Source organism: Gemella haemolysans (assembly GCF_012273215.1).
Taxonomy (GTDB): domain Bacteria; phylum Bacillota; class Bacilli; order Staphylococcales; family Gemellaceae; genus Gemella; species Gemella haemolysans_A.
Window position 1 is genome coordinate 1,639,968 of record NZ_CP050965.1, and the last position, 26,345, is coordinate 1,666,312.

Annotated in this window: 23 protein-coding genes and 1 pseudogene; 5 read left to right on the top strand and 19 right to left on the bottom strand. The window is 29.5% G+C overall.

The genetic code is table 11. The annotated features are described in order from the left end of the window. Nucleotides 1-44 precede the first annotated feature (44 nt). The 6 genes and pseudogenes from FOC48_RS07880 to FOC48_RS07905 form a co-directional block, all read right to left on the bottom strand. Nucleotides 45-410, bottom strand: a pseudogene (locus tag FOC48_RS07880) (acyltransferase family protein); the annotation flags it as partial. Between the two features lie 252 nt (nucleotides 411-662). Next, nucleotides 663-1,079 (bottom strand): acyltransferase family protein, encoded by a 417-nt coding sequence (locus FOC48_RS07885; RefSeq protein ID WP_003147755.1) that lies wholly within the window; start codon nucleotides 1,077-1,079, stop codon nucleotides 663-665. Between the two features lie 119 nt (nucleotides 1,080-1,198). Next, nucleotides 1,199-2,092: an IS3 family transposase gene (locus FOC48_RS07890; RefSeq protein ID WP_081459805.1), complete on the bottom strand. Its 894-nt coding sequence runs from the start codon at nucleotides 2,090-2,092 to the stop codon at nucleotides 1,199-1,201. Next, a complete protein-coding gene (locus FOC48_RS07895) occupies nucleotides 2,023-2,607 on the bottom strand; it encodes a transposase (RefSeq protein ID WP_172497837.1) in 585 nt (194 codons plus the stop codon). The genes FOC48_RS07890 and FOC48_RS07895 overlap by 70 nt, the downstream gene beginning before the upstream one ends. Before the next feature lie 381 nt (nucleotides 2,608-2,988). Next, the gene (locus FOC48_RS07900) at nucleotides 2,989-4,011 is read right to left on the bottom strand and encodes a ribitol-5-phosphate dehydrogenase (RefSeq protein WP_003147752.1); all 1,023 of its coding nucleotides are present in this window, start codon (nucleotides 4,009-4,011) and stop codon (nucleotides 2,989-2,991) included. Nucleotide 4,012: 1 nt separating this feature from the next. Then, nucleotides 4,013-4,720 (bottom strand): IspD/TarI family cytidylyltransferase, encoded by a 708-nt coding sequence (locus FOC48_RS07905; protein WP_003147751.1) that lies wholly within the window; start codon nucleotides 4,718-4,720, stop codon nucleotides 4,013-4,015. A gap of 162 nt (nucleotides 4,721-4,882) precedes the next feature. Here FOC48_RS07905 and FOC48_RS07910 point away from each other — a divergent pair, with 162 nt between their 5' ends. Next, nucleotides 4,883-6,364: an oligosaccharide flippase family protein gene (locus tag FOC48_RS07910; RefSeq protein WP_003147750.1), complete on the top strand. Its 1,482-nt coding sequence runs from the start codon at nucleotides 4,883-4,885 to the stop codon at nucleotides 6,362-6,364. A 13-nt stretch (nucleotides 6,365-6,377) separates the two neighbouring features. After that, nucleotides 6,378-7,853 (top strand): MBL fold metallo-hydrolase, encoded by a 1,476-nt coding sequence (locus FOC48_RS07915; protein ID WP_003147748.1) that lies wholly within the window; start codon nucleotides 6,378-6,380, stop codon nucleotides 7,851-7,853. 2 nt (nucleotides 7,854-7,855) lie between these two features. Here the strand turns inward: FOC48_RS07915 and FOC48_RS07920 are convergent, their stop codons facing one another. From FOC48_RS07920 to FOC48_RS07980, 13 genes are all read right to left on the bottom strand, one after another. Further along, nucleotides 7,856-8,848, bottom strand: coding sequence for an acyltransferase family protein (locus tag FOC48_RS07920; RefSeq protein ID WP_003147747.1), 993 nt, complete (start codon nucleotides 8,846-8,848; stop codon nucleotides 7,856-7,858). Nucleotides 8,849-8,864: 16 nt separating this feature from the next. Continuing rightward, entirely contained in the window at nucleotides 8,865-9,581 is a 717-nt protein-coding gene (locus FOC48_RS07925) for a LicD family protein (protein ID WP_003147746.1), read from the bottom strand. Between the two features lies 1 nt (nucleotide 9,582). After that, complete coding sequence (locus tag FOC48_RS07930) at nucleotides 9,583-11,739, bottom strand: LicD family protein (protein WP_003147745.1); 2,157 nt, start codon at nucleotides 11,737-11,739, stop codon at nucleotides 9,583-9,585. Between the two features lie 7 nt (nucleotides 11,740-11,746). Further along, nucleotides 11,747-12,709 (bottom strand): glycosyltransferase family 2 protein, encoded by a 963-nt coding sequence (locus FOC48_RS07935; protein ID WP_003147744.1) that lies wholly within the window; start codon nucleotides 12,707-12,709, stop codon nucleotides 11,747-11,749. Further along, nucleotides 12,693-13,538, bottom strand: a complete 846-nt coding sequence (locus FOC48_RS07940) for a LicD family protein (RefSeq protein WP_003147743.1) — start codon at nucleotides 13,536-13,538, stop codon at nucleotides 12,693-12,695. Before FOC48_RS07940 ends, FOC48_RS07935 begins: the two co-directional genes overlap by 17 nt. Continuing rightward, nucleotides 13,531-14,748, bottom strand: a complete 1,218-nt coding sequence (locus tag FOC48_RS07945; RefSeq protein ID WP_003147742.1) for a DegT/DnrJ/EryC1/StrS family aminotransferase — start codon at nucleotides 14,746-14,748, stop codon at nucleotides 13,531-13,533. Before FOC48_RS07945 ends, FOC48_RS07940 begins: the two co-directional genes overlap by 8 nt. Before the next feature lie 47 nt (nucleotides 14,749-14,795). Continuing rightward, nucleotides 14,796-15,476, bottom strand: a complete 681-nt coding sequence (locus FOC48_RS07950; protein WP_003147741.1) for a sugar transferase — start codon at nucleotides 15,474-15,476, stop codon at nucleotides 14,796-14,798. Between the two features lie 119 nt (nucleotides 15,477-15,595). Next, nucleotides 15,596-16,606 (bottom strand): acyltransferase family protein, encoded by a 1,011-nt coding sequence (locus tag FOC48_RS07955; RefSeq protein ID WP_003147739.1) that lies wholly within the window; start codon nucleotides 16,604-16,606, stop codon nucleotides 15,596-15,598. Beyond that, a complete protein-coding gene (locus tag FOC48_RS07960) occupies nucleotides 16,606-18,207 on the bottom strand; it encodes a hypothetical protein (protein ID WP_003147738.1) in 1,602 nt (533 codons plus the stop codon). Before FOC48_RS07960 ends, FOC48_RS07955 begins: the two co-directional genes overlap by 1 nt. 171 nt (nucleotides 18,208-18,378) lie before the next feature. After that, a complete protein-coding gene (locus FOC48_RS07965) occupies nucleotides 18,379-19,392 on the bottom strand; it encodes an excalibur calcium-binding domain-containing protein (protein ID WP_172497923.1) in 1,014 nt (337 codons plus the stop codon). Nucleotides 19,393-19,604: 212 nt separating this feature from the next. Further along, entirely contained in the window at nucleotides 19,605-20,945 is a 1,341-nt protein-coding gene (locus FOC48_RS07970; RefSeq protein ID WP_003148113.1) for an ISL3 family transposase, read from the bottom strand. A gap of 363 nt (nucleotides 20,946-21,308) precedes the next feature. After that, on the bottom strand, nucleotides 21,309-23,363 hold the full coding sequence (locus FOC48_RS07975) for a heavy metal translocating P-type ATPase (protein ID WP_003147735.1): 2,055 nt from the start codon (nucleotides 23,361-23,363) through the stop codon (nucleotides 21,309-21,311). 1 nt (nucleotide 23,364) lies between these two features. Beyond that, complete coding sequence (locus FOC48_RS07980; RefSeq protein ID WP_003147734.1) at nucleotides 23,365-23,646, bottom strand: DUF6110 family protein; 282 nt, start codon at nucleotides 23,644-23,646, stop codon at nucleotides 23,365-23,367. A 592-nt stretch (nucleotides 23,647-24,238) separates the two neighbouring features. Between FOC48_RS07980 and FOC48_RS07985 the strand changes: the two genes are divergently transcribed. Genes FOC48_RS07985 through FOC48_RS07995 form a run of 3 tightly spaced genes read left to right on the top strand, consistent with a single transcriptional unit; the run spans nucleotide 24,239 to nucleotide 26,319 of the window. Next, complete coding sequence (locus tag FOC48_RS07985) at nucleotides 24,239-25,168, top strand: SAM-dependent methyltransferase (protein ID WP_003147733.1); 930 nt, start codon at nucleotides 24,239-24,241, stop codon at nucleotides 25,166-25,168. A 21-nt stretch (nucleotides 25,169-25,189) separates the two neighbouring features. Continuing rightward, a complete protein-coding gene (locus tag FOC48_RS07990) occupies nucleotides 25,190-25,759 on the top strand; it encodes a tRNA 5-(aminomethyl)-2-thiouridylate-methyltransferase MnmM (RefSeq protein ID WP_003147732.1) in 570 nt (189 codons plus the stop codon). Next, nucleotides 25,747-26,319 carry a CYTH domain-containing protein gene (locus FOC48_RS07995; RefSeq protein ID WP_003147731.1) on the top strand — a complete coding sequence of 191 codons (573 nt, stop codon included), beginning with the start codon at nucleotides 25,747-25,749 and terminating at the stop codon, nucleotides 26,317-26,319. The genes FOC48_RS07990 and FOC48_RS07995 overlap by 13 nt, the downstream gene beginning before the upstream one ends. Nucleotides 26,320-26,345 lie beyond the last annotated feature (26 nt).

A 26,345-nucleotide genomic window follows, 5' to 3' on the forward strand; every position in this document is an offset into this window, starting at 1 on the left:
GGATAAAATAAACATTCTATCCTAAACTCAATTTCTAAAATATATTAAACAGCTTTTATAAGCTTCTTTTCAATAACAATTATTAATTGTTTTATAAGATACGCAAAAATAATGCTAACTAATAATACAACAACCGTATAGATTACATCATTAACTGGCGATGAAATAAAAAACTTACCAAGATAATGCATAACTAAACCATGTAACATATATATTTCAAATGATATATTTCCTAAAAAATCCAGATATTTATTCGAAAAGTTAAATTTATTTGTTAACAATAAAAAATACACTACGAAAACCATTGTACACAGATTCCCAACTATTCCGTAATAAACATACTTATTTGTAATTCCAATATTTTTCATAATAGCTTCATAATGATGAAATGCGTACATCAGTATACTAAATGTAACTAGAAAAACAAATTAATTTTTCTCAATAAATTTATCTATAGAAACCCTATTTTTCATCCAAAATACACCTAATAAGAACGCCATATACTAACATATTCCCAATCCCCATGATTCTGATACGCTTTCCAAAAAATATAAAGTAATGTCAAAACTGTTGGCATATAAAACGAACTTTTTGAATCTTTCATTTTAAAAGAAACATAGAAAATAACATATAGAACTATTATACTATTGACAAACCAACCATTATAAATTATATTGCTGTGGTCTTTCCAAAAAGATAAGAAAAAAATCTACATTAACAACTTCTCCTAATGTCGCTCTATAAAATACATAAATAACTATAAAAACAGTAAACGGTATAAATATTCTAGCCAATCTTTTTCTTAAAAAGTTTTCCTTATAATTTACATTGTTACTATACTGAAAATACAGTCCATAACCAGATAGAAAGAAAAACAAAGCAACAATATATCTTCCCATATATTCAAAATTCGAAAAATTTTCACCAGTAGTAATTTTTTGAGAGAGATGATGAAAAATTATAAATAAAGCTAAAAGACCTTTTAGGGATTTCGTTGATTTATTACTTAAATAATCAACATCTGTTTTCGGTATAAGATAAACAAATAATGAAATTAATAATAATATAAAAATATCCACTATGTTCTCCTTTTTAAAATCTTAAAAATATCATTTGAATTAAAATTTATATGGGAGTGACTCAAAAATCGTGATTTCGTAGAAATGATGTGTACCCAGAATTCTGGACACATATATATTTAGTTTAGACAAGTGGATGTTATCCTGTATTGTACAGGAGGCATCCATTTTGTTTTTGATTGAATTCTCTTGTTGTTGTAATAATTTATATATTCAGATACAGCTTTACTAAACTCTTCAAATGACATATAAACCTTTTCATAACCATAATATATCTCCGTCTTCATTCTTCCAAAAAGTGATTCCATGATACTATTATCATAACAATTTCCCTTTCTAGACATCGATTGAATGATTCCATGTTTTTTTAACTCACTTCTATAGTGTGAATGTTGATACTGCCACCCTTGATCAGAATGCATAATTAATCCTTCTGTATTTGGAAATTTATTAAATGCTTGTTCTAACATCCTTTTTATCTGATCTAAATTTGGATGTAAAGATAAATCATATGATATTATTTCATTTGTATGCATATCTAGAATCGCTGAAAAATAGCACTTTCCCCATGAAAAATTGAATTGTGATACATCTGTAGTCCATTTCTGTAAAGGAGCAGTCGTACTAAAATCTCGATTTATTATATTATTAGCGACTTTTCCTACTGTTCCCTTATATGAATGGTATCTTTCTTTAGGAGTTTTCCCTTTCAATCCTTCTTTATGCATAAGACTTTGTACTCGTTTATGATTTACTTTAAAACCTCTATTAATTAGTTCATTGTGAACTCTACGGACACCATATAGTCCTTTATTTTCGGTAAAAATAATTTTAATTTCTTTTAACACTGGTTCATTACGAATAGCCTCAACATCTACTTCTTCCTTATTTACTAAATAATAATACGTTGATTTTGCCATTCCTATTTCTTGTAAAAGACATTTTAATTGATATCCTTTTTTTCTAAGTTCTTTGATGATTGCTGCTTTTTCGCCTTGAGTTGCGCAGCCCATTTTTCTCGCCTCAAGGCTATTAATTTTTTTATTATTTCTTTTTCCGCTTTAATATTTTCGATTTCCGTTTTTATAAATTTATTTTCTGCACGTAATCTAATTAATTCTTCTCTTTCTGATTCTTTTAATGGTTTAGGACTACTGTTTTCTTTCATGATAGGTACCTTTCTTGGTCTTTCTTTCTTTTCATCTACAAGTCCATTATAACCTTTTTCCTTATATTTTTGAACCCATTTATACAGTGTCCTATAGTTAATTCCATTGTCTAGTGCAACGGAATTATATGAATAACCAGCTAAAATTTTAGAAACTAATACTAGTTTTTCTTCTGGATTCCACTTCTTATTTTTTGTTTTATGTCGCAAGACACTTACTCCTAACGAATCAACCATTCTTTTCCATTTTCTAATAGTATCTTTAAATTTTCTAGTGGTTATTCCGTTCGGTGTTTCTGGATATTCCCCTCTTTCATACATCTCAACACATTTTACTTTAAATTCAAAACTATAACGCATAAAAATACCCCTTTCACTGGTTTGTCCAGTAAAAGGGGTATATATCAAAATCGATTTTTTTAGAGTCACCCCCGCACAGTTTATTAGATATCTAAAAAGCTTTTATAAAGCGATTTTAGATATCAATAAACCACTGCGTCTATGAGTTTTCATGTAAACTTTTTTTAAAAATCTAGTCTTTTGGGTCATTCCCAATATTTTTCAATTCTTCAGCACTTACCATTGTGACATAAAATTCAATAATTCAAAGTAATAATATCACTTAATCTAAACATCACAATATTTAAAGGTGACTGATAAATCTTTCTTAGTAGTTTTCATGAATCACCCTATTAATTTTATTCTATTATTTTAGTTGATTGATAGCAGAAATAGTCTTTTCTATATCTCCCACTTAAACACCGTTTTAAAGGCTGTATTCAAATCCGTTGCGAACACCCTATGAATGTCTTTAATATTTCTCACAGGTTGTTCAAGTTCAATAATATTCTTGAATCTTCTTTCAAATTTCTTGTTACTAAGCATCTCGATAGCTTTCTCAAAGTCGATTCTACCTGAACGTGATGAACCTATTAGTGTTAGTCCTTTTTCTAAGATGTCACGTGTGTTGATATTTACTTTGTATTCACTAACTCCCATTAGTACTAAGCTTCCTTGTGGTTTGATGTATTTGATTATGTCGTTTATCGCATAACCACTACCATCTCCACCGCAGCATTCTACACCATGATCGAAAGTCAAGTCTTCAGGAATATCATCTGTAATGTATCTTTCTTTTGCGAAACTGAATAGTTCTAATTTCTCCCAGTGTCGACCTATTACGATTATCTCACACTCTGGAAGAGTGTAGTTTATTATGTTCGCCATAACATAAGCTAGACTTCCATCACCAATTATCGCTATTCTATCTTTTTTACTATGTGAATTCTTTAAGAATCTATCCATAGCGTGCATACCTACACTTATGAACTCTGTAATAGCCGCAACAGAATCTTCCACATCGTTATAAGCTACTACTCTATCTTTAGGTAAAGCTACAAATTCTCTCATAAATCCATCAAATCCACTTGATAGGAAGTGTGTTCCTGGCATGTAGTTTTCATAAAACTCTTCATCACTTTGTCTTGGTGGTTGGTTAGGTATCATTACTACCTTTTGTCCCACTTTATACGTTCCTGTTGGATCTGCGATTACTATCCCTGCGCATTCGTGAATAAGTGCCATAGGTAGTTTTTTAGCTAGTACCTTAGGATCTCTTTTCCCTTGGTAGTATCTTTGGTCTGCGTGACATAGTGCCATATAGTTTGGACGGATGATGATTTTATCACCATCGTTTATATTCTCTTCGTTGTACTTTACATTAATAAACTTCGGTTTAATTAATTGATATATTTGATTTATCATATTACTCGTCCTCTATCATACTCTTAGCTATCTTAAGGTCAGTTACTGTAGTTATTTTAATATTAGAGTATTCTCCCTTAGCTAGTGCTACTTTTTTCCCTTTTATAACGAATATCTTACATGCATCGGTAAGTATTTGTTTTTCTTCTTTATCTAATGAGTTATATAGGTTTAGGAAATCTAAACATTTGAAACTTTGAGGTGTTTGACCTTGGTAGTAGTGAGCTCTATTAGGAATACTAGAGATATATTCTCCATTTGTACTTTCAACGATTGTGTCTACTGCCTCTACTACTGTATCTACCGCATCACTTTCTTTAGCTAGGCGTATGTTGTCTTTAATAATTCTTAGTGTGATGAATGGGCGAACTGAATCATGAGTGACGATAATATCCTCATCAGTTAAAGGTTTATATTCATTAATTCTATTTATAATGTTTTCAATAGTTGTATTTCTATCAACACCACCAGGTGTAATAATGATTCTATCAGCAAACGCTGAAACATATTGTTCTACTAAGTCTTCAGCATGAGATACCCAATCTTCATGAACACCGACTACGATTCTTTCGATTTCAGGTTCTAATAAGAACTTCTCAATTGTGTGAATAAGTATTGGTTTTTTACCTAATTCTAGGAATTGTTTTGGCATATTGCTTATTCCCATTCTAGTTCCTGTTCCACCAGCTAATATTCCTGCGTATATCATTTTATTCTCCTTTAAAATCTATTTTTTAATATTCTATCTATTTTATTATATCATAGAAAAACTATAAACATCAAAAATCTTCTATCTAGTCTGATTATTATAAGCCAATAAATTGAAAATATGTTATAATGTTAAATAGAATTTTAGAAAGGATTTCTTTTTATGAAAAACATAAAAGTTAATGCATTAGCAAGCTTAATGGTTAATGTACTAAACATAGTATTTCCATTAATCACTAATCCTTACTTAACTAGAATACTTAGCAAATCAAACTATAGCTATTTCAACACAGCAAATACCTGGGCTAGTTTTGTAATACCTCTTGCAGCCTTCGGTATATATAACTATGGTATTAGATCGATAAGTAAAGTTAAAGATGATAAAAACAAAATTAACTACGTATTTTCAAAATTATTCTATATATCGGTAATTACTTCGATAACTATAACAGCCTTATATTTCATATTTATTAGTGTAGGAACTCATGAAACTGAAAATCTAAAAATATTATATTATATACTTGGAATTCAAGCACTATTTCAATTTTTAAATATTGAATGGATGAATGAAGCGTACGAAAACTACACATTTATTCTATATAAAACACTATTTATTAGAATAGCTATGTTAGTATCAATATTCGCATTTGTAAAAACAGAAGATGATATTATACCGTATGCAATTATAATGAGTGCTACTACTATCTTAAACTATCTACTAAGTTTCTTATGGATAAAAAGAGAAGTTTCATTTGTAAAAATCAAAATAAAAGACTTATTAACATCTACAAAAGCACTAACTACCATGCTATTATTAGCAAATGCTAATATGCTTTATACATTGCTTGATAGGATGTTTATTACAAAAGCTCCGAATGAAAACTATATTTCATACTACACTATAGCATCAAGTATAGTGATGCTTATAGCAGGGGTACTTAGCGGCGCATTAAATGTCAGCCTTCCTAGATTAGGTTATTACTTAGGAAAAAAAGACCACGACTCGTATGAATATCTAATTAGGCAAGGATCTTCCCTATTCTTCTTCCTAATGATACCTACAAGTATTGGTATAATGATTCTAGGAACATATGCAACTGTTATTTATTCATCAGACAAATACTTAGAAGCAGGAATCGTAACGAGTATCTTCGCCATTAGAACTATTATTTGGGCTATTGAGATGATACTAGGAAAACAAATTATATTTATCAATGACTTCGAAAGTAAACTAACTTCATTTTACTTCATCGGTGGTGGGTTGAACGTAATATTAAATTCTACATTATATTTCTGCAACATTTTCAAACCTGAATATTATATCGGAACAACAATTTTCGCTGAAGGACTAGTAGTATTATTAGAAATACAGTTTATTAAAAAACATAAGTTGATCAACTTATCTTCAGTATTTTCTTCGCTGTATAAATACCTTGTAGTATCACTTGGATTTATTCCAATTTACTTCATTTCTAAATTTACTTTCCGTGTTCATTCTTATGAAATAACACTAAGCATGCTGCTTATGGTTTGTACGGTTATAGCAATCTGTGGAATTTATTATTTAGTTGCTCTAATAATATTAAAAGATTCGACAATAAACTATGCCATAAATATGGTTAAAGGGAAAATTAAAAAGAATTAATAAAGGAGTATTTATGAAACTTTTAAAAACACTAATTATAACAACACTATTATTTATAACTTTTCTACCATCATCATATGCTAAAGCTAATGATAAATTACATATTATTACCGTAGCTGAATGGTCAGATGCTATGATACTAGAAAGTAATGGTCATTACGCTATGATTGATACAGGGGAGGATTTCTCGTATCCAGATGGTTCAGACCCTAGATACCCTGACAGAGAAGGAATAACAAAAGATAAAAAGAAAATTACCCAAGATAGGTTATTCGCTCATATAAAACAGTTGGGAATTAAAAAGTTTGATTTCATTATTATAACCCACTCACATTCAGATCATGTTGGTTCGGCACATGACGTACTAAAATCTATCCCAACAGAAAAACTATATATTAAAAAATATAGTGATGATAGAATTTCCGATAAAACTAGACTTTGGGATAATTTATACGGATACGAAAGAGCATTAAAGGCAGCAAAAGAAACTAATACTGAAATCATTCAAGATATCTCAGAAAAAGATTCACATCTAACTCTTGGAGATATTAAAATCGATCTACTGAATTATGAAAATGAATACGAAAGTGATGGTTCTTTAAAAAAAGTATATGATGACAATTTGAATTCTATCTTGGCAATAGTAAACATTAATAATACTAGAATTTTCCTAGGTGGAGATTTAGAAAATACTGAAAGACACCTTGAAGAAAAATATGGACCATTAATCGGTCAAGTAGATGTTATGAAATTTAATCATCATGTAGAAACAACAAAATCAAATACAAAAGAATTTGTGGATAAACTTAATCCTAAAAAAATTATTAAAACAGGTATTAGACCTGTAGAAGAAAAATATGCTGAATATCTAAAACAAAAAAATATCAGCATTATAAATGCTGGTCAACTAGATAGAGCAGCAATTTCTTTAGAGTTTAATAATGGAGACGTAAAAGATATTTCTAATGATTATCCTCACTATGGATTTTATAATGAAAATAATATATTAAAATTTAAAAATTGGAAAAATGAAGCCCCTGAAGATGGCTGGACACAGCACAACGACAATTGGTACTATTTCTTCGATTCAGGTACTGTTGCTGTAGGTTGGAAATATCTTGATAACAAGTGGTTCTACTTTAACAATGATGGCTCTATAAAAACAGGAATAGTTAAAGATAACAATAACTTCTACTACATAGATAAAAATAACGGAATGTTAACAGATTCTTGGAAAGAAATTGATTCAACTTCAAAATATTATTTCAAAAAAGATGGAAGTGCAGCAAAAAATGAATGGGAAAACTTCTATCATTTTGAAGCTGATGGAACTTTAAGTAAAAATAAATGGATTGGTTTCCTTCATGTGAATAACGAAGGAAAAATAAGTTTCTCTGATTATAAAAACTATCCATTATTCATAATATCATTATTAATAATTTGTTATTTAGGATATAGCATTAAAAACAAAAAGCATCGTGATTCTTAAAATCACGATGCTTTTTTACTTGAAAATACTTGATTTCTTATTTGTTTTATCGGGAAATTAAATATATTTTGGGATAATATTATACTTAAAATAACCGCAATTACAAGAAAAGCTATTTTACCTTTTACACCATAATGGAATATATTAGAAATTCCAAATAACTTATTCAACGTATAATATATGTGCATATGCCAAAAATACACATTTATAGAATTTTTTCCCATATCTGTGATCAAGCCAAGTCTTTTATTAGGCATAAGCATAATAAGAGAGAAACCTATACTAAAAGATATGATATAGCTCGCTAGTCTCACTAATGGAGCGTAACTCATTATCTTTGGGAAAAATGGATTTCTCCCTGTAAACAGATATCTTAACCCATATATTCTATCTACTTCATAAATACATAATCCTAACCAAACTAAAACTATAACTCCTGCTAAGAATTTATATTTAGAATTTTTATCTTTAAAACTTACTATATCGAAGTTTTGTAATAATACCCCACTCAAAAAGAATGGGAAAAATATTATTATCCTTGATAAGTATAAGAAATCTCCTATTCCTGGATCATACCCTACAAAACAAGCCAATACGATCGAAAACACTAAAATATATTCCTTGTTCTGTTTCTCAATTATTTTTAAAATTACCATATATGCCGCCAAGGCAAACATAAACCATGAAAGCCCACCATCCCATAACAGGAAAAATTCAACTTTCACCGTACCTAGTAATCTTTCCACTATTGCTGAAACTATTTTATACGCAAAACCAATACTTATAAAAAATATAGCTTTGGCTGTAATATTCTTATTCTTGAACATCAATCCAGCTATAAAAATAAACAGCGGAATATGAAACGAATAAATAAATAAAAATATACTATCATAAATATTAGATAAACCAGTAAATTGATCTACAAAATGGCCTATCACAACACATGTTACAAGGAAAAACTTCAGATTATCCCATAATGCTATTCTATTTCCCATAAAATTATCCTCTAACTTACTTTCCTTTATGTAAAATAACCTCAGCTAACTCTGCAGCTCCCAGCTTATAAATTGGATTCTCTTTCCAATTATAATTAGTATTTGGTGTTTCAAAATCTTCTCCATATAAAGTTCTTAGATACTCCTGTGTATTATCAGGAACCTTTACTTTCATACCTTTGAAATCACATTCTTTTAGACCTAAAAATGGAATTTCATAGTGATACACCTCATAACGAGTAGGATTTCCTAATGCATTTGTCATGAAAAATATTGTATCAGAAGATACTTTATCATTTTCCTTCTTATAGATGATGAAATCTACATTGAGTCCTTTATAACTATAAGATAATTCAACTAAATTTTTATTAAAATAGAATTCTTTTGTTCTGTTAAAACCATTATTAATAAGATGTTTTTCTATCACTTCAAATTCTTCAAAACTTGAAACTTGAACTCCAAAATCCATATCTAAATCATGACTTATAAAATCATTTTCTCGGTAGTAACCTAATAATGTTCCAAAGTCTAACCAAATATTATAATCCTTCAAATCAGAACCATAAACTACATTCAGAATTTCCTCAAAGTTTTCTTTTAACAAATTACTTCTTTTAGAATCTAATTCAATATTAGCTTTCTCATTTAATTTTTTTATTAAAGGGAGATTTTTAACCACATCTTTTTTATCACCTAAAAAACTGGCTAAACTTCTCTTGAGCCATTGCAACATATTACTTCTCCTTTTTTATATACGCTACAAAATCATCATGTTGTATTCTTTTTTCTACTGGTGGTATTTCCATATAATCATCACCGTAAATTGTAGTAAGAATATGATCATATTCTTTTGGAATATTATACATTCTATCTTCAAATTTACATTCAACTACTTCATCTAAAGCCTTAGCATCTATCTTTGTGCTGTATTTTTTAGATTCCATCAGGTAATCGATAAATTCACTTTTACTATCAATTGTAGAATAAGCGTTAAGTTTTCTATTCCAACTTTTTACACTAGTTAATCTAAATACTACTAATAATACATAGCGAATGATATTCTTAATACCCACTTCTTTGTTTCTTATACCATACAAAGTATATACAGAAAGTCGGCGATACATATCTAATTTAGTAACTTCTTTGTTTATATCTTTATAGTTATCAAAAGGAAATACATCCACACAGATTCCTAATTCTATATCATTTTGTATATAATTATTCTCATAGACAGTTCTACTATCATATACTCTATAAAACGGATAAGGATATCTAGAATCATTTTCCCATGAAACAACTTTATAAACACTATCATTATCCTCTAATATTGCTTGGTATAAACTATCATACTCATCTCTCTTTAATGCAATATCAACATCGTCGTCCCAAGGAATAAACCCTTTGTGTCTTACTGCACCTAGTAAACTTCCATAAGCTAAAGAATAATTGATCCCTTTTTTCTGACAGATATTATGAATATAGTCCATAACACCTAATTCTACCTCTTTAATTTCATTCGCATCTAATTTTTTGAAATTACTCCTGTCAGTACTCACTATAGAATAGTTATATCCTGCCATTAAGAATAGAATAATACCTAATAATGAAATACCATAAAATGTAGAACTTAAGAATAAATTAGATACTAAAATTACCACCAATATCATAATCATTGATAATAAATCTTTATTAACTAAGTCTTCTTTTTTATCTTTAATTAGTCGTTTTACCATTGATGTGAAAAATGATAATACAAATATTCCCATCGAGATAAATCCTGCAATTCCATTGTAAAATAAAATTTCTAAATATCCATTATGAGTAAGATAGTGTTCTCTTATTATATACTCATCTGGATTAGTCTTTTTACCTATTTCATACCAGTTCCCACCTGAGTAACCAAAAATAGGTTTTTTAGGTACGAAAGATGCTGTAGATTTCCAAATTGCGAACCTGTTATTAGAAATATTCTCTTCGCTTGTATCAGTTCTTTCTAAAGAAAGATTGTTATCTTTATTTACTAACTTTTTATCTTGGGCTTCTAACCTTTCTTTGTTGTATTTTAAATATTGCTCACTAGTGAAATTAACAGCTTTATAACTGAATAATACAACTACAATTGCCATAACTACTTTTAACAGTGATTTAGCATTTCCTTTTCGATAAAACATTACTATTGAATAAATAACTGATGCTAAGAACATGCAGATAAATGCTGTTCTTGAACCAGATAAAACAATATAAATAAAATTCAATACAATAGTTGATGAAGCTATATATCTATAACTTTTCTTGAAATCACATATTTTTGACACTAAAAATATAATTACAATTAAAGAAACTAATGATAAAAAGTTTGGACTTGCTAAAATACCAAATAATCTAGACTCTACAAATCCTTGTCTAATATACAACCCTTTGTAGTCATGTACTCTGTAACCTTTCAATAATACAAATTGAATTAATGAAACTAATACTCCAAAAGTATTAAGTACAGTAACTGTATAGAAAAAGTAATTATATAATTTTTTACTCTCTTCTCTAGTGATTCCTGTAAATATAGGGAATACTGTTAAGAAATAAATATAAAATATTAACGTATTTTTAATATTTGTAGAATATCCATACGATATCACTAGAATGCTAGTAATTATATTAAAAGCAAAAAATAGTAATAAGTATTCTATTGTTTTTATTTTCAGATACACTTTTTTTATGAATAAATTATACGTCGCTAAAAGAATTCCAAGTAACGTCATTCCTCCCGCAACAATTTTATTTGCTGATATAAATTGTAATGGTACTATTAGACCACACATACAATAAACAGCAACTATTAAAATAAATGCCAGATTTATTTTAAAATAATTTTTTTCTATTAGTTTTAACATACTCTAATTAATATCCTCTCTTCTCTATTATTTTTCTATATAGATTCCTATTCAATAATAAGGCAACAAATCCAATTTTTCTACCTTTTGTAAATAATGAATTTTTTAGTATATCCCTACTATGATTTTTTAAATACGATATTAACTTGTTTTCTAATTTTTTATCGTTGTATTCCTTATCTAACAATAATCTATCCAACACATAGAAATATGCCCAATTCATTCTCATCTGAGCCACATCTTGTAATTCTGGATACTTTTCTAAAATAATCTTTCTATTTTGTTCATAAGCTTCTATTACATTTAAAAACTTAGTTGAAAATTTCTGAGTAGTAATACTATTTTCTCTATGAACATAGTAATATTTTTTCTCATTTGTTGCTACTACTACATTACATTTATCAAGAAGTTTTATCATAATAAATGCATCTTCAGCAATTTTACCAATTTCAAATTTCAAATCTGAAAATAAACTCTTTTTATATAATTTATTAACAGCTGTAACTGATAATATCTTTGCTTCCATAACCATTTTAATGGCATCTTTAGAACTAAGTTCCCATATTTTCTTATCAGCAACTTGTGCTTCAGGAACATTATTATAAACATCGTAGTGTCCACACATAGATAAATCAGCGTTTGCATCTTTTAGATTATTCATCAATACTTCATACATATCTTCATCTATGTAATCATCACTATCTATAAAACCGATTAAATCAGATTTTGCTTCATTTATACCGACATTCCTCGCGTCAGATAAACCACCATTTTCCTTATGAATTACCCTTATTCTAGAATCTTTCTTAGCAAGTTCATCACAAAGTTGTCCACTGTTATCAGTAGATCCATCATTGACTAAAATAATTTCTAAGTTTTTATATGTTTGATTGATTATTGAGTCAACACAGCGCTCTAAGTATTGTTCTACATTGTATACCGGTACTATTACACTAATTCTTTCGTCCATAATATTCCCCTTTATACTTAAGATAACTATTTTCCATATCCGCTATTACCGAATCATGATGTGGAACTTGCTTTTCTTTCGGTGGCGGTGTCATATAATCACCAAATGCTGTTTTCAGATAAATATCATATCCCACAGGTATTGGCATTTTAGTATTCTCAAAATCTATAAAAATATTATCTTCAAATGCTTCAATCGGATATTTTTTCTTCATATATCCAGGACCTGTACAAAGTTCTGTTATTCCATCACTCTCTTCTAGAGTGTATTTCGTCATTTCTTTTTCAGCTTTTTTCCAAATTTTATAACGTAATTTTCCAGGTGTTAAACCTAACAGTATAGTACTACCCCATTTCATAATTGCTCCATGTTTTTCCGGGATAGTTTGAGCACAGAATAGTGAATAAATCAATGCCCAACGAACTTGTTTTTTTCTATCCGCTTCATTTTTAGGATAATAATCCAAAGGAATAACATCTAACGCTAAACCATGTGGCATATCTAAATCTTGCTGATATGGTTTTATACATGTTGTTTCTCTATCACGAATCGTAATAAATAAATTTCTATCGACAAAGTTACTATCACTTTTTGATAAGAAATATTGTTCTTTGGCATACTTTCTCCAAAGTTCTGGAAGTTTTTCATAATCTTTTCTAGGCATGAAAAAATCTAAATCATCATCCCAAGGGATAAATCCTTTATTCCTTAGACCACCGATAGCTCCACCACCACAAAGATAACAAAGTAAGTTATGTTCTTTACAAAATTCTACAAAATATTCAGCCATCTCTAAGCTTTTATTCTGTATTTCTTTTAAACTACTCACCTACTACCTCCTCGACTATTTCTTTGAAGTTTTCAATAATAACAGCTACATCTTCATCACTAAGTCTAGTGTGTAGAGGTAATGTTATTTCTTTTACATAGTAATTATACGCATTAGGATAGTTTTCAATATCAAATCCTAAGTTTTTATACGCAGTTAATAACGGTAGTGGTTTATAGTGAACATTACAACTAATTCCTCGCTCTGCCATTTTTACAATTATTTCACCACGTTGTTCAAATGTAGCACCTTCAACATGAGTTATATACAGGTGTCCACAAGATTTATAATCTTCTGAATTGTGACTTAGAGCTGTAATTCTTGTCCCTTCGAATCCTTTATTGTACTGACTAATAATATTCTCACGACGTTCTAAAAGTTTAGGATAACGATCTAATTGAACTACTCCAATAGATGCCGCAATATCAGTTAAGTTACATTTATATCCAGGGATAACAATATCATATTCCCATGACCCTGCTTTGGTTTTAGCTAACGCGTCTTTAGTTTGCCCATGAAGAGAATATATTTGATATTCTCTATATAATTCTTCATTATCAAAGTTTTCATTTTCTTTCCAAGTCACGCTTCCACCTTCAGCAGTAGTGAAGTTTTTCACAGCGTGGAATGAAAATGTAGTAAAGTCAGCTACAGAACCAATTTTCTTACCTTTATAAGTACTTCCTAAAGCATGCGCTCCATCGGCTACAACAGCTACTCTACCAAGTTTTTCTTGATATTCGCTATTAGCTTTGAATAAGTGTTTCTTGCTTTCAACAACTTCGAAAATTTTGTCATAATCACATGGAATACCTGCTAAATCAACAGGAATAATAGCTTTAGTATTCTCAGTAATAGCATCAGCTAAAACATCATAATCCATTTCGTGACTATCTTCAGCGATATCAACAATAACAGCCTTCGCTCCAACGTGATAAATCACACTACAAGAAGCTGTGTAAGTCATCGCAGGAACGATAACCTCATCACCTTCACCAATACCCAGAACACGTAATGTTAATTCTAACGCTGCAGTTGCAGAATTTAGACAAACAGTTTTCGGTGTATCCGTAAATTCTGATAGTCTTCTTTCTAATTCTTTTGTCTTAGGTCCTGTTGTAATCCAACCTGATTTTAAAGTATCTATTACTTCATTTATTTCTTCTTCACTAATATCTGGTGGAGAAAATGGTATATTATATTTTTTCATCTCAAACTCCTAATTATTTTTAATTACTCTCAATTAATACTTCAATTCTATTTAATTACCGCTAAAGCAGTTCTTATCATTATTTTAATATCATTTATAACACTGAATTCTTCAATATACTTTAAGTTATATTTCATCTTATCCGGAAGAATTTCCTCCACATAGATTTCATCTACACTTCGTCCGCTTCCTTTGAATTTCTCGATAACTTCATCTTCGTCTTTGTATTCAATACTCGCTGGAGAAGTTATACCTGCAGGAAGTAGCAATGTTGCATTCATTTCATCAGTGTATTTATTTACATATTTCGCAACTTCAGGTCTTACTCCAACAAAACTCATATCACCTACAAGTACGTTGATAAGTTGCGGAAGTTCGTCAAGACGCAGTTTACGAAGCTTGTGTCCTACCTTACTTATACGAGGATCATTTTGCTGAGTAACAGCTGTCCCAAGCTTATCAGCATCTTTAACCATAGTTCTGAACTTAAAGATTCTAAAAGTTCTGCCATATGTAGTTATACGTTCCTGTCTATAAAATACAGGCCCTTCACTATCAAGTTTTATCCAGATAGCTATTCCTAAAATTATCGGTGATAAAGGAATAAGCAAAATTAATGCCAGCACCTTATCAAAAAGTAATTTTAGAAACAAAGATATCTTCTTCTTTTCTATCGAAGCTCTATACTTTTTTACCGCTTCCGTTTCAAATCTATTATCAATGTTCATCTTTCACCTTACTTATTTAACTGAATATTTATAAACAGTTTTCAAATTTATTTCATCCCTTTATTATAACATATTTCTAGATATAACAGAAGAAAACCCAGTAAAAAAAGACAACCAAATTAGGTTGTCTTAAATGATTTTCCAATAAGAAACGGAAAATTTTTATTAATTATACGTGCTATTAATTCACATAGTATTATAGCTAAGAGTAATTCGACAATAGCTATAATATAGTTACTGAAAAATATTCCTGTATATTTACTAGATACTTGCTCCATAATTATATCAAGAATAAATAATACTATCGGAGAATGGTATGCGTAATAAATTAATGTATTCCCTCCAATTTTCTCTAGAATATATAAACTAGGTATATTTACAAAAAATATTAAACTTGCCCATATACCAAAGAAAGCAGCAACAAAATACAAGAAAGTTGAATTAATCTGTTGATAATATAAATCTACTCTTGTATTATACACACCACACACTACGCTAACTGCTAGCACCGGTATGAAATATAGTTTCTTAAAATAGTTCTGTACACTAGACAGATTTTTTCTCAATATATAACCAGATAAAATAAATATTGATGCATACGGTACAAGATCAAAACTCCAGATTAACCAAAATTCCATCGCGTATAATTTCTGTCCTAAACTACCACACAGAATAAGAACAATAAATACAATTGCATATTTATACAATTTATCACTATATTTTATCGCAAAATAACAAATTAGTTCCGCTAAAAATAACACATTTAAAAACCATAGTTGATAATACATATGCATTCTATCAGCTAAAATTAATGCTTTTATGAAATATAAGATATCTATCTTTAATATAAGTTGCGGTTGTAAAATAACGGATTTAATAAAAAATATAGAAATATTCATTAGAAAACACGGAATAACTATCGCCTTAAATTTTTTAGAAAAAAATTGAACGATAGAATCATACTTTTCAACATTTAATGTCATTCCAGATAAAAAGAAGAATAAAGGTATATGAAAAACATACAATAATAATTTTACTTTTGCAGGAGTGTATCCCATATGTCCTGCAATTACTAATATTATACAGAACGCCTTCAACATATCTATATATTTGATTCTCTTATTACTCACTATTTATCACTCCTTAATAAATATATATTCATATCATTTGTAATATCACTTTCTTTTACAAAGTAAACATCTCTATTATAATTTTCCTTAAACAATACTCTGATTTTATCAAAAACACTAGAATCACTAGATAAAATAAATTTAATATTATTGCTATTAACCGCACTAGAAAGTATATTATTCGTATCTTTTACACCGAATCTATTTAGTTTATTATGATATCCTGGCGAAAAAGTTTGCCATGTTCCAAAAGTAATTATATTATTCGTTAACTTATTTTTTTCAATAAAAACCTTACTAACATTCGGTTGTGAGCTAACTAAGTTTCCATACCCTGAAATAATATACAAATTGTCTTTATTATTAATTAGTACATCATTATAATCCTTATTAAAATCGTATGAATTATAATTAAACCAATATAATTCATTCTTCCCATAAGTTCCTATAGTATTCATCAATAATATGCATGAAATTGTAAAAATAACATTTTCTAAACCACTTAATAATTTATTGCTTCTTTTTATAAATAAATCATTACCATATACAATAAAAATAAATATGGACAGAATAATAATAGGTATATAAACTCGCTCTACTATCCTCTGCCTTACTATTAGTGCTATTAATAAAGCTATAGGACTTAAAAATAACAAATATCCATAAAAACTTTTTGACTTATAAAATATAAAAACAAGAAGTGCAAAGAATGTAAACAACTTATAAAACTCATTAGAGAAATACTTAATTATTATCTTTTTAATCGAAAAATTATATTTTTCTGATACTGATCTTACTTTATCAAGATTATCTAACAACTCATTACTAAAGACTCGCTTTTCTGAGAGTATCCAAGAATTATGACTTGCTAATGTGTTTTCAGTAACACCCATTCTATCAAGACTTTCTTTTTTTGCAGAATAATCAATAGCAGGATAGTCTCTAATCAATGTACTTTTTTCGTTCCATTCTATATACGATTTCTCAATATCATTACTTTGTATGAATAACCAATTCGTTAAGCTTACAATAAAAATTATACCAATTAGTATACCAGTTTGTTTTACCTTTTTATTTTTTATTAATTCAAATATAATTACAGCTAGGCATAATATCAAAAGACTAGATATTATTTGAACTCTTAGAGAAATTCCTATAAATATAAGTATAGTTGGAACAACAATATTATTTTCTTTATATAATAAAAATATTCCAGATATAGCTAACAAGTAGGCAACCATAGAATATGTAAAATATTTTATCAAAGCAAATTCAATAACTAAAACAATTATCCATAGTACTATTTTATATTTTTTATCTCTAAGCAGATAAAGTAAACCTGAGAAACTTATACTATACATTAATACTAAGAATACAAAAAATATATTAATACTAGGAAATATACTTTGTAATATTGTTAGTGACTTTGTTAATATTATCCCCAAATATGGTAGTAAAGTATATTCCTTATTTAATATTGAATAATTAATTGTAACATCATCGACAGCGTGATAAATATAGCCATATAAATATCTATATAAAAATACTATTAATAATGTGATAACAAATAAAATTATTAGAGATATACCCTTCTTTACCACTTACTTTACCTCCTTTCACCTTAGATAGAGTATTTGAATTTAATATCACTAGTATAATACTATAATTAGGTATTTATTTCAACTGCGACTGGCAACCACAAAAAGCTTTAGCTCACCTAACCTGTGAACTAAAGCTTTTATTGTTATATTAATTCTTTTTATAATATTTGACTATTCATCTTTCAAATCGCTTATAGGTGGAAGCGATGGAACCCATGCTCCATCATTTCCTACATAATAACGGCCACCATCCACATATCTATTAGTTACCATTCTTCCATCTGATCCTAGCCAGTAATTTCCTGCCCATGCATTTCTTACTGCTGATCCATTTTTATAGAAATACCAAGATCCGCCTTCTTTTTGCCATCCTGATTTATTTCCGTAACCTTTTATCCATGCTCCGTCATTTCCTACGTAGTAACGATTGTTATCTACCCAGCTATTTGTTACCATTCTTCCGTCTGATCCTAACCAGTAGTTTCCTGCCCATGCGTTTCTTACTGCTGAGTTATTTTTATAGAAATACCAAGATCCTCCTTCTTTTTGCCATCCTGATTTATTTCCGTAGCCTTTTATCCATGCTCCGTCATTTCCTACGTAGTAACGATTGTTATCTACCCAGCTATTTGTTACCATTCTTCCGTCTGATCCCAGCCAGTAGTTTCCTGCCCACGCATTTCTTACTGCCGAGTTATTTTTATAGAAATACCAAGATCCTCCTTCTTTTTGCCATCCTGATTTATTTCCGTAGCCTTTTATCCATGCTCCGTCACTTCCTACGTAGTAACGATTGTTGTCAACCCAGCTGTTTGTTACCATTCTTCCGTCTAATCCTAACCAGTAGTTCCCTGCCCATGCGTTTCTTACTGCTGATCCATTTTTATAGTAGTACCAAGCACCACCGCTTTTTACCCAACCATTTTGAGCATGTTGAGCGTGTTGAGCACGTGGTTTATATTGTCCATTTGATTTACTGATTTCACATGCTATTCCATCACCATCTCTATCTAGATGTCTTGAATAACCATCTTCTCCTACTCGAATATCTCCATATCCTTGATTCCACGCTTCTTTACAACTATGGAATGTAACTGCTTGTGCTTGCGGGCTTGCTACTTCTCCTATACCTGCTACTAATGACGCAACCGCCACAATACTTAATAATCTTCTTTTTTTATTCATTAATATGCTCTCCTTTATTATATTATACTGATATAATACTATATATTGTATCCATTTTCAAATATAATCATAAAGGAAATCTCAAGTAAGAAATATCTATTCCCCAAAACCTACGTTATCTATATAATAGAACTCGAATCCAGGTTCCCCAGACTCGAGTTTTATTGGCTCTTTGTCAAATTCGGGGCATGGAGAAAAATAGGAAATGAAATCTAGGCAGCATTTTGCTGCTTAGATTTTTTCTTGTTTTCTTTAAGTTTGACATTATTTTTATACTCAGAAACAAATAATCTAGACATAATTAAAATGCGTAATCTGAAATTACTAAAGCTAGAATATCCATAAGATACTCTCTTTAGTAGTTTTATTTTATTATTAAATCCTTCTAATGGACCATTAGAATACTTATATTTAACAGCATTAAGCATATACTCTTTGTGCTTTTTCATAGTATTTATAGCTTTAGATACACCTTTAGATAATCCTCTAGTATCCATATCTATATACTTCTCTAATTCTACAGAATCTTTAGCCTTAATAGCTTCTCTTATCTCATGCACTCTCTCATAGCTAGGTGTAAATTCATCATCTATAGCTAATATATAATCTAATACTTCTTTTCTAGTTACATAGCGTTTAAAGCTTCTAGAATAGAATGTTTTTGTTGAATTTACTTTATCTCTATCTTCTAATATTACTTTCCAGAAGTTCTTTAAAATAGTGTAAGTAGAACTTTTTTTATTCTTATATTGGTTCATTAGTTTTATTCTAGCTTTATTTAATTCTCTATTAATATTTTGTACCATATGGAATCTATCTATAATTATTTTAGCGTTAGGAAACATCTCTCTAATCATATTCATATAAGGAGGGTAAATATCTATACAGATTGTTTTTACTTTCTTTCTTACTTTCCTTGGATATCTCATAAAGTACTGTTTTAATATATGTTGAGTTCTTCCATCTACAATATCTATAAAATCATGTGTTTTAGCATCTAAGAATACGAAGCTCATTCCATTTTTACTGTCTTTAGTTGACTTTATCTCATCAAAACATAGGTGTTCTGGTAGGTTTGAATGAGTCTTAATTTCTACGGCTTCTCTACATGATTTCATTACTCTTACTACTGTAGATACTGATACATTACTTAATTCAGCTATATCTTTAAATGATATTGTCTTAGAAAGATTCTTCATAATGTGAAATATAAGATTTTTAGATATACTGCAGTGTTTTTGTACAAATAATGTTTCAGCACAAAACTTAGAATTACATTCTTTACATTTAAAGCGTTGTTTCTTTAATCGTAGATATGTAGGGCATTCTGATATCTTTAATAAAGCTACTTTTAATGGATCTGTGAATCCATTTTTAACTATATTATTTCCTTCTTTTATACAACCACAGTTTGTACAACACTTTGGATTGTATGATAAAGTCCCATGAAATACGAATGTATCTTGACCGTCTACATTAATTAAATCAAGTTTATCATCCATAGTTATATTTTGGTCTTTTATTAATAGTAAATTTGTGATAAAATTAGACATGACAAATATCCTTTCTTAGTTAATTATTTTTCTACACTTTAATTATATTGGGTATTTGTCTTTTTGTATATAAAAATTGAAATCCGGGGCTGGAATTTTTCCATGCCCCGGATTTAGTATACAACCGTTTTATTGTTATTTAGTTTACATATTCAAAAGAGCTGACCTAAAAGTTCTAAATATTAACAAAGTATATATGATAAAACATAGACGCAGTGGTTTATTGATATCTAAATACGCTTTATAAAAGCTTTTTAGATATCTAATAAACTTTGCGGGGGTGACTCAACAAAATCAATTTTTACGAAATCACGATTTTTGAGTCACTCCCATCATAATCAACTCAGCATCTTTTGACCTGCTCTACTTAATATTAAAGTTTTTCAGTACAATACTAAATGTAGTTAAATTATGCAGTAATGCTAGTAAGTTAGATGGCAATACGTTTATTAGTCCTAGGAATATTAGTGAACTATTGATCGATACCGTACTTTTAACGTTATTACTCATTTGCGCACGTAATTTTTTAGAAACATCCGATAATAGTAATAACGAATTAAGTGAATCTGATTTTAGAACGACATCACTGATTTGTTTCGAAAGATCAGCACTTTCGCTCATAACGATACTTACATCACTTTCTGATAATGCTGCCGAATCATTTAGACCGTCTCCTATCATAAGTACACGACGTCCTTTTTCTTTTTCACTCTTAATGTACTCAAATTTCGTAACTGGAGTCATACTTGTATATACTTCGTCAAAAGTAACATCATTTAAGATTTTCTTCGTTCTTACTTCGTTATCCCCTGTTAATAAGACAACTTTTTTACCGTTATTTCTAAGTTCAGTTAATACCTCATTCGCTTCATCTCTTAGCGGTATATCTACACAGAAAATTGAAATCAATTGTCCTTTATACCCTAAGAATAATAAGTTATACTGTTCTTGTTTTTCAGCAATTATTTGTTTTTGTTCGTCTGTAACAACTACATTTTCATCTTTTAGTAATTGTCTACTTCCAATAACAACTTTTTCTCCATCAATATGAGAAACTATACCTTTTGATGCGATGTGATATAACTCTGTATGCATTTCTTCATGCTCAATTCCATCTTCTTCAGCCTTACTCACAACAGCACTAGCAATCGGATGATAGATATGTTCTTCTAAGCACGCTCCGATTTTTAATACTTCTTCATAAGAATATCCATAAAATGGTAGCACTTCTTGAATATATGGTTTAGACACCGTTATAGTTCCTGTTTTATCAAAAACAAATGTATCGATATCCTCATATTTATCAAGAGTTACAGAGTTCTTAACTACAATTTTTTTATCGATTAAGTTCTTAATAGTAGTTAGATACGCCACAGGTGTTGATAGTTTCAATGCACATGAATAATCAACTAATAGGAATGAAATTGCCTTAGCAAATGATCTAGTAAATAAATACGTTAGTCCCATCGCTAAGAAGTTATATTTTACAATACTATCCGCTAATTTTATATATTTGTAGTGATATGTATCTTCTCTACTTTCAGAATCTTTCATCAATTGGATAAGGTGATGAATACGACCATTAACCTGTGGGTTTTCGACTCTAATCTTAACTTCACCGTTAACAACTATCGTATTAGAATAAACTTTATCACCGATATTTTTGACAATTGGGAAACTTTCTCCTGTTAATGAACTTTCATCAACACTAGCGCCCTCAGTCATCACAATACCATCGAATAGAATCTCATTTCCTTCTGAAACTAGTATTACATCATCTTTCCTAACTTCTGAACAAGTTACTTTTCTATTTCCTTCTTCTTCAACAAGCCATACTTCTTTATCCATAGAAGTCAAACTTTGTTCAAGAACTTTTACAGATTTTTTCTCAGACCAATTGTTAAGTGATTCTCCTAGTTCTAAAATAAACATAATAGAACTTGCCGTTTCACGAGCCCCCGTCGCTAATGATACAAGAATTGCCGCGGAGTCAAGTGTTTCCATAGTAACTTGCTTACGTGCTAGTAGTTTTAATGTGTCTTTCAAATATCCTGAAGCTTTCCACCATGTATGAATCGCTCTTAGTGGAAGTGGTACGAATAATTTCGACATTGCACGCCAAAACATAGCATCCATTATTATCGAATAAGGACTTTCCTCAGCTTTAGCTACTGGATTCTCATAACAGTTTTTTACTTTTTCTTTATCAATTAATTTAAAGAATTCTTGTAAACAACTGTTACTTCCTTCTTTAAAAATAACAACAAAAGTGTACTCGTCTTGATAAAAGTCCACTTTTTGTATGTTTTCGATTTTGGCTGCTCGTTTTTTTAAATATACTTTCACATCTGGTGTTAAGCGAAAATCAGCTCTAACCCTAGCTCTGACACTTGATAGATGTAGTATTTTAAAATCCATCTTATTTTGCCTCTAATTCTTGAAGATTGCTTTCTCTTTTTTCTTTTTCGTATAAGTCTTTAGCATCTGCCACTACATCATCAGCATGTTGCTTGATGTTTGAAACAGTTCCTTCTACTCCATCTTTTGCTTTATATAATTTTGATAAAACAACTGAGTAACCTTTCTTAGCATCTTTGCTTGATAAAAGTTTAAGACCGAAAGTTCCGAATGCTACTCCTCCTGCAAATACCCCTGGTGTTTTAAGTGCTGCTTTAGCAACTTTTAACGCTTTTATTGACATATTCAATTCCTCCTTATAAATATATTATTATAATTCAATTATATCACTTTGCTAATTATATGTAAATCTAAACATATCAAGCTTTCACCTCTTATTTTTAATATTTTAAAAATCTTTTAACTCGAAAATATTTTCACTTTCCCTTATTCTTGTATAGTCAAAAATTTAATGTTTTATTTTCTCGCTGATAATTTTATAACCCTTGTTTTTACAGTATTTAGATACATATTAATCTTTTTCTTTATAACAATTTAACTCTAAAATTATCTATTTTCTAACATTTCCTCAAGCAACTTTGCTCACCACGGGAATTTTTCTTCTCTATACTGTAGTAAACATAGTTGTTTATCAATGTAAAACATATAATTAATATTTATATTTTCTATCTTTTTTCAACATTAAAAGTTCAGTTCTCTCTTCTTATTTTATGTTAGAAATGTTTTTAATCAATCGATAGGCTATTTATGTTATAATAACTATGTTAAAGAATGAGGGTAATTAGGCAAAATCAATCTCTCAGAAATCACGATTTTCTAACCACACCCTCTTTAAGATTAGAAAAATAGACTATACCTATAATAAGGAGAAATTTATGATTTATATTATTGGACTTGGACCGAATGATAGTTCAAATATTAAAGAAAATATTAAACAACTTTTACTAAATAACACGAATGCGAAGGTTATCGCACGTACTAAAGAGCATCCTGCGATTTCTTTCTTAGATGAAAACAACATCACATTTGAAACATGCGATAGATTTTATACAGAAAGTGAAAATTTCGAGAATACTTATAACGGTATTGCAAACTACATTCTTGAAGCTGCTGAAAATAATGATGTGATGTATCTTGTTCCAGGGCATCCAATGGTTGCCGAGTTAACTACTCAACTTCTAATAAATAGCGGAAAAGATGTTAAAATTGTTGGTGGAGAGAGCTTTCTAGATTCTTGCTTCAATGCAGCACAATTCGATCCTGTAGAAGGATTTTCTCTTGTAGATGCTACTGCATTAGAAACATTAAAACAGGTTAATCCTCTACAACATCTACTTATAACACAATGTTATGATGATTTGACTGCAGCGAATGTATCGGATGAGCTTATGTCTTTCTATCCTTACGACCATGAAGTTAAAGTTATCGAGCAAGCTGGTGCTGTAGATGAAAAAATTTATACTGCACCTCTACATGAACTTTCAGCTGCGGTTGGAGAAGAAGTGAATAACTTACGTGCTTTATACATTTCACCATTAAAAGATGGTCTTAGCTTTAATATTAAAGACTACACTAAAGATTTCGATGAATATGATGATATTACAGAGGCTGATTTAGTAGATAAATTAGAAAAACTTGTGGCTGGTCTTAAAGCAAACTTAGACAGAGAAGAAGACTATACAAGTGATAATTCAAAACTATTAGCCGGGATTATCCATACATCACTAGATTTTACAATCGCAAGCGACAACTACTACGAACTTAGCGACATCCTTTCAGAAATGAAGGCAGATAGAGAAAAATAATTTTATAATAAGGATAATAATATGGATAAAGTATTAGCTTTTAGCAAAAAATTATTAAAAGAAGTTATAGATAAAAATTCAATCGTTGTTGACGCTACTGCTGGAAATGGAAATGATACATTGTTTCTCGCGAAAACTTCAGCGAAAAAAGTTTATGCATTTGATATCCAACAATTGGCAATAGAAAATACAACAAACCTTATTAAAGAAGCAGAACTAGCTGATAAATGTGAGATTATTCTTGATTCTCATTTTGAATTTGACAAATACATAAACGAAAAAATCCGTGCTGTTGTCTTTAATCTAGGATACCTACCCAATGCTGATCACGAGATTACAACATTAGCTGAGACAACACTTGCGACTATTAAGAAATTTTTACTACATCTAGAAGTTGGTGGTAGAATCATCATCGTCGTCTACTGGGGGCATGAGAATGGTAAGGTTGAAAAAGAAGCATTGTTAACCGAACTTCAAAACCTCGACCAAAAAGAAGCTGAAGTGCTAATTTATCAATTCATAAATCAGAAAAACAATGCGCCATTTATTATTGCGATTGAAAAAAGAAAGGAAATCTCATGCGAGAAATAGAAATAGAATTTAAAAACTTACTGACAAAAGATCAATACTACGTACTATACGAAAATTACGACCTGAATAATTCTGAAGAAATAATTAACAAAAATTTCTACTATGATGATGCAGACGAAAGTTTCAAAAAAATTGGAGCTGCACTAAGAATCCGATATACTAACAAAAAAACGGAGATGACTCTGAAGATAAAAGGTGAAACTCAAAATGTTGAAATAAATGTACCGCTTGATGAAAGATATCCAAAAGAACCAACGGTACTACCGATTTTACCAAATGAGATTATCGTAGAACTAGAGCGAATGAACGTGAAGATTAAAACTCCGATGCTAATACAAAAAATAGAAACATTAAGACATGAAGTAACTTTAGAAGAGGGCTTACTAGTTCTTGACAAAACAACATTTATTAACGATATTGTCGATTATGAACTAGAATTCGAGACTAAAGATTACGAATCAGGACTAGCTGCATTTGAGAAACTATTAGAAGAAAATAATATAGATAAAAATCCAGCAAAACCAAAAATAGCAAGAGCTGTTGAGTATTCGAAACGTTAATAAAAAAATTAATAGAATCAATCATA

Excerpts from the sequence above, each read along its gene's own strand:
- FOC48_RS07970 (WP_003148113.1), bottom strand. The coding sequence starts at position 20,945 with ATGTCTAATTTTATCACAAATTTACTATTAATAAAAGACCAAAATATA.
- FOC48_RS07950 (WP_003147741.1), bottom strand. The coding sequence starts at position 15,476 with ATGAACATTGATAATAGATTTGAAACGGAAGCGGTAAAAAAGTATAGA.
- FOC48_RS07935 (WP_003147744.1), bottom strand. The coding sequence starts at position 12,709 with ATGGACGAAAGAATTAGTGTAATAGTACCGGTATACAATGTAGAACAA.
- FOC48_RS07895 (WP_172497837.1), bottom strand. The coding sequence starts at position 2,607 with ATGCGTTATAGTTTTGAATTTAAAGTAAAATGTGTTGAGATGTATGAA.
- FOC48_RS07995 (WP_003147731.1), top strand. The coding sequence starts at position 25,747 with ATGCGAGAAATAGAAATAGAATTTAAAAACTTACTGACAAAAGATCAA.
- FOC48_RS07945 (WP_003147742.1), bottom strand. The coding sequence starts at position 14,748 with ATGAAAAAATATAATATACCATTTTCTCCACCAGATATTAGTGAAGAA.
- FOC48_RS07910 (WP_003147750.1), top strand. The coding sequence starts at position 4,883 with ATGAAAAACATAAAAGTTAATGCATTAGCAAGCTTAATGGTTAATGTA.
- FOC48_RS07985 (WP_003147733.1), top strand. The coding sequence starts at position 24,239 with ATGATTTATATTATTGGACTTGGACCGAATGATAGTTCAAATATTAAA.
- FOC48_RS07990 (WP_003147732.1), top strand. The coding sequence starts at position 25,190 with ATGGATAAAGTATTAGCTTTTAGCAAAAAATTATTAAAAGAAGTTATA.
- FOC48_RS07905 (WP_003147751.1), bottom strand. The coding sequence starts at position 4,720 with ATGATATACGCAGGAATATTAGCTGGTGGAACAGGAACTAGAATGGGA.
- FOC48_RS07965 (WP_172497923.1), bottom strand. The coding sequence starts at position 19,392 with ATGAATAAAAAAAGAAGATTATTAAGTATTGTGGCGGTTGCGTCATTA.
- FOC48_RS07930 (WP_003147745.1), bottom strand. The coding sequence starts at position 11,739 with ATGTTAAAACTAATAGAAAAAAATTATTTTAAAATAAATCTGGCATTT.
- FOC48_RS07900 (WP_003147752.1), bottom strand. The coding sequence starts at position 4,011 with ATGATAAATCAAATATATCAATTAATTAAACCGAAGTTTATTAATGTA.
- FOC48_RS07925 (WP_003147746.1), bottom strand. The coding sequence starts at position 9,581 with ATGTTGCAATGGCTCAAGAGAAGTTTAGCCAGTTTTTTAGGTGATAAA.
- FOC48_RS07920 (WP_003147747.1), bottom strand. The coding sequence starts at position 8,848 with ATGGGAAATAGAATAGCATTATGGGATAATCTGAAGTTTTTCCTTGTA.
- FOC48_RS07975 (WP_003147735.1), bottom strand. The coding sequence starts at position 23,363 with ATGGATTTTAAAATACTACATCTATCAAGTGTCAGAGCTAGGGTTAGA.
- FOC48_RS07915 (WP_003147748.1), top strand. The coding sequence starts at position 6,378 with ATGAAACTTTTAAAAACACTAATTATAACAACACTATTATTTATAACT.
- FOC48_RS07890 (WP_081459805.1), bottom strand. The coding sequence starts at position 2,092 with ATGGGCTGCGCAACTCAAGGCGAAAAAGCAGCAATCATCAAAGAACTT.
- FOC48_RS07980 (WP_003147734.1), bottom strand. The coding sequence starts at position 23,646 with ATGTCAATAAAAGCGTTAAAAGTTGCTAAAGCAGCACTTAAAACACCA.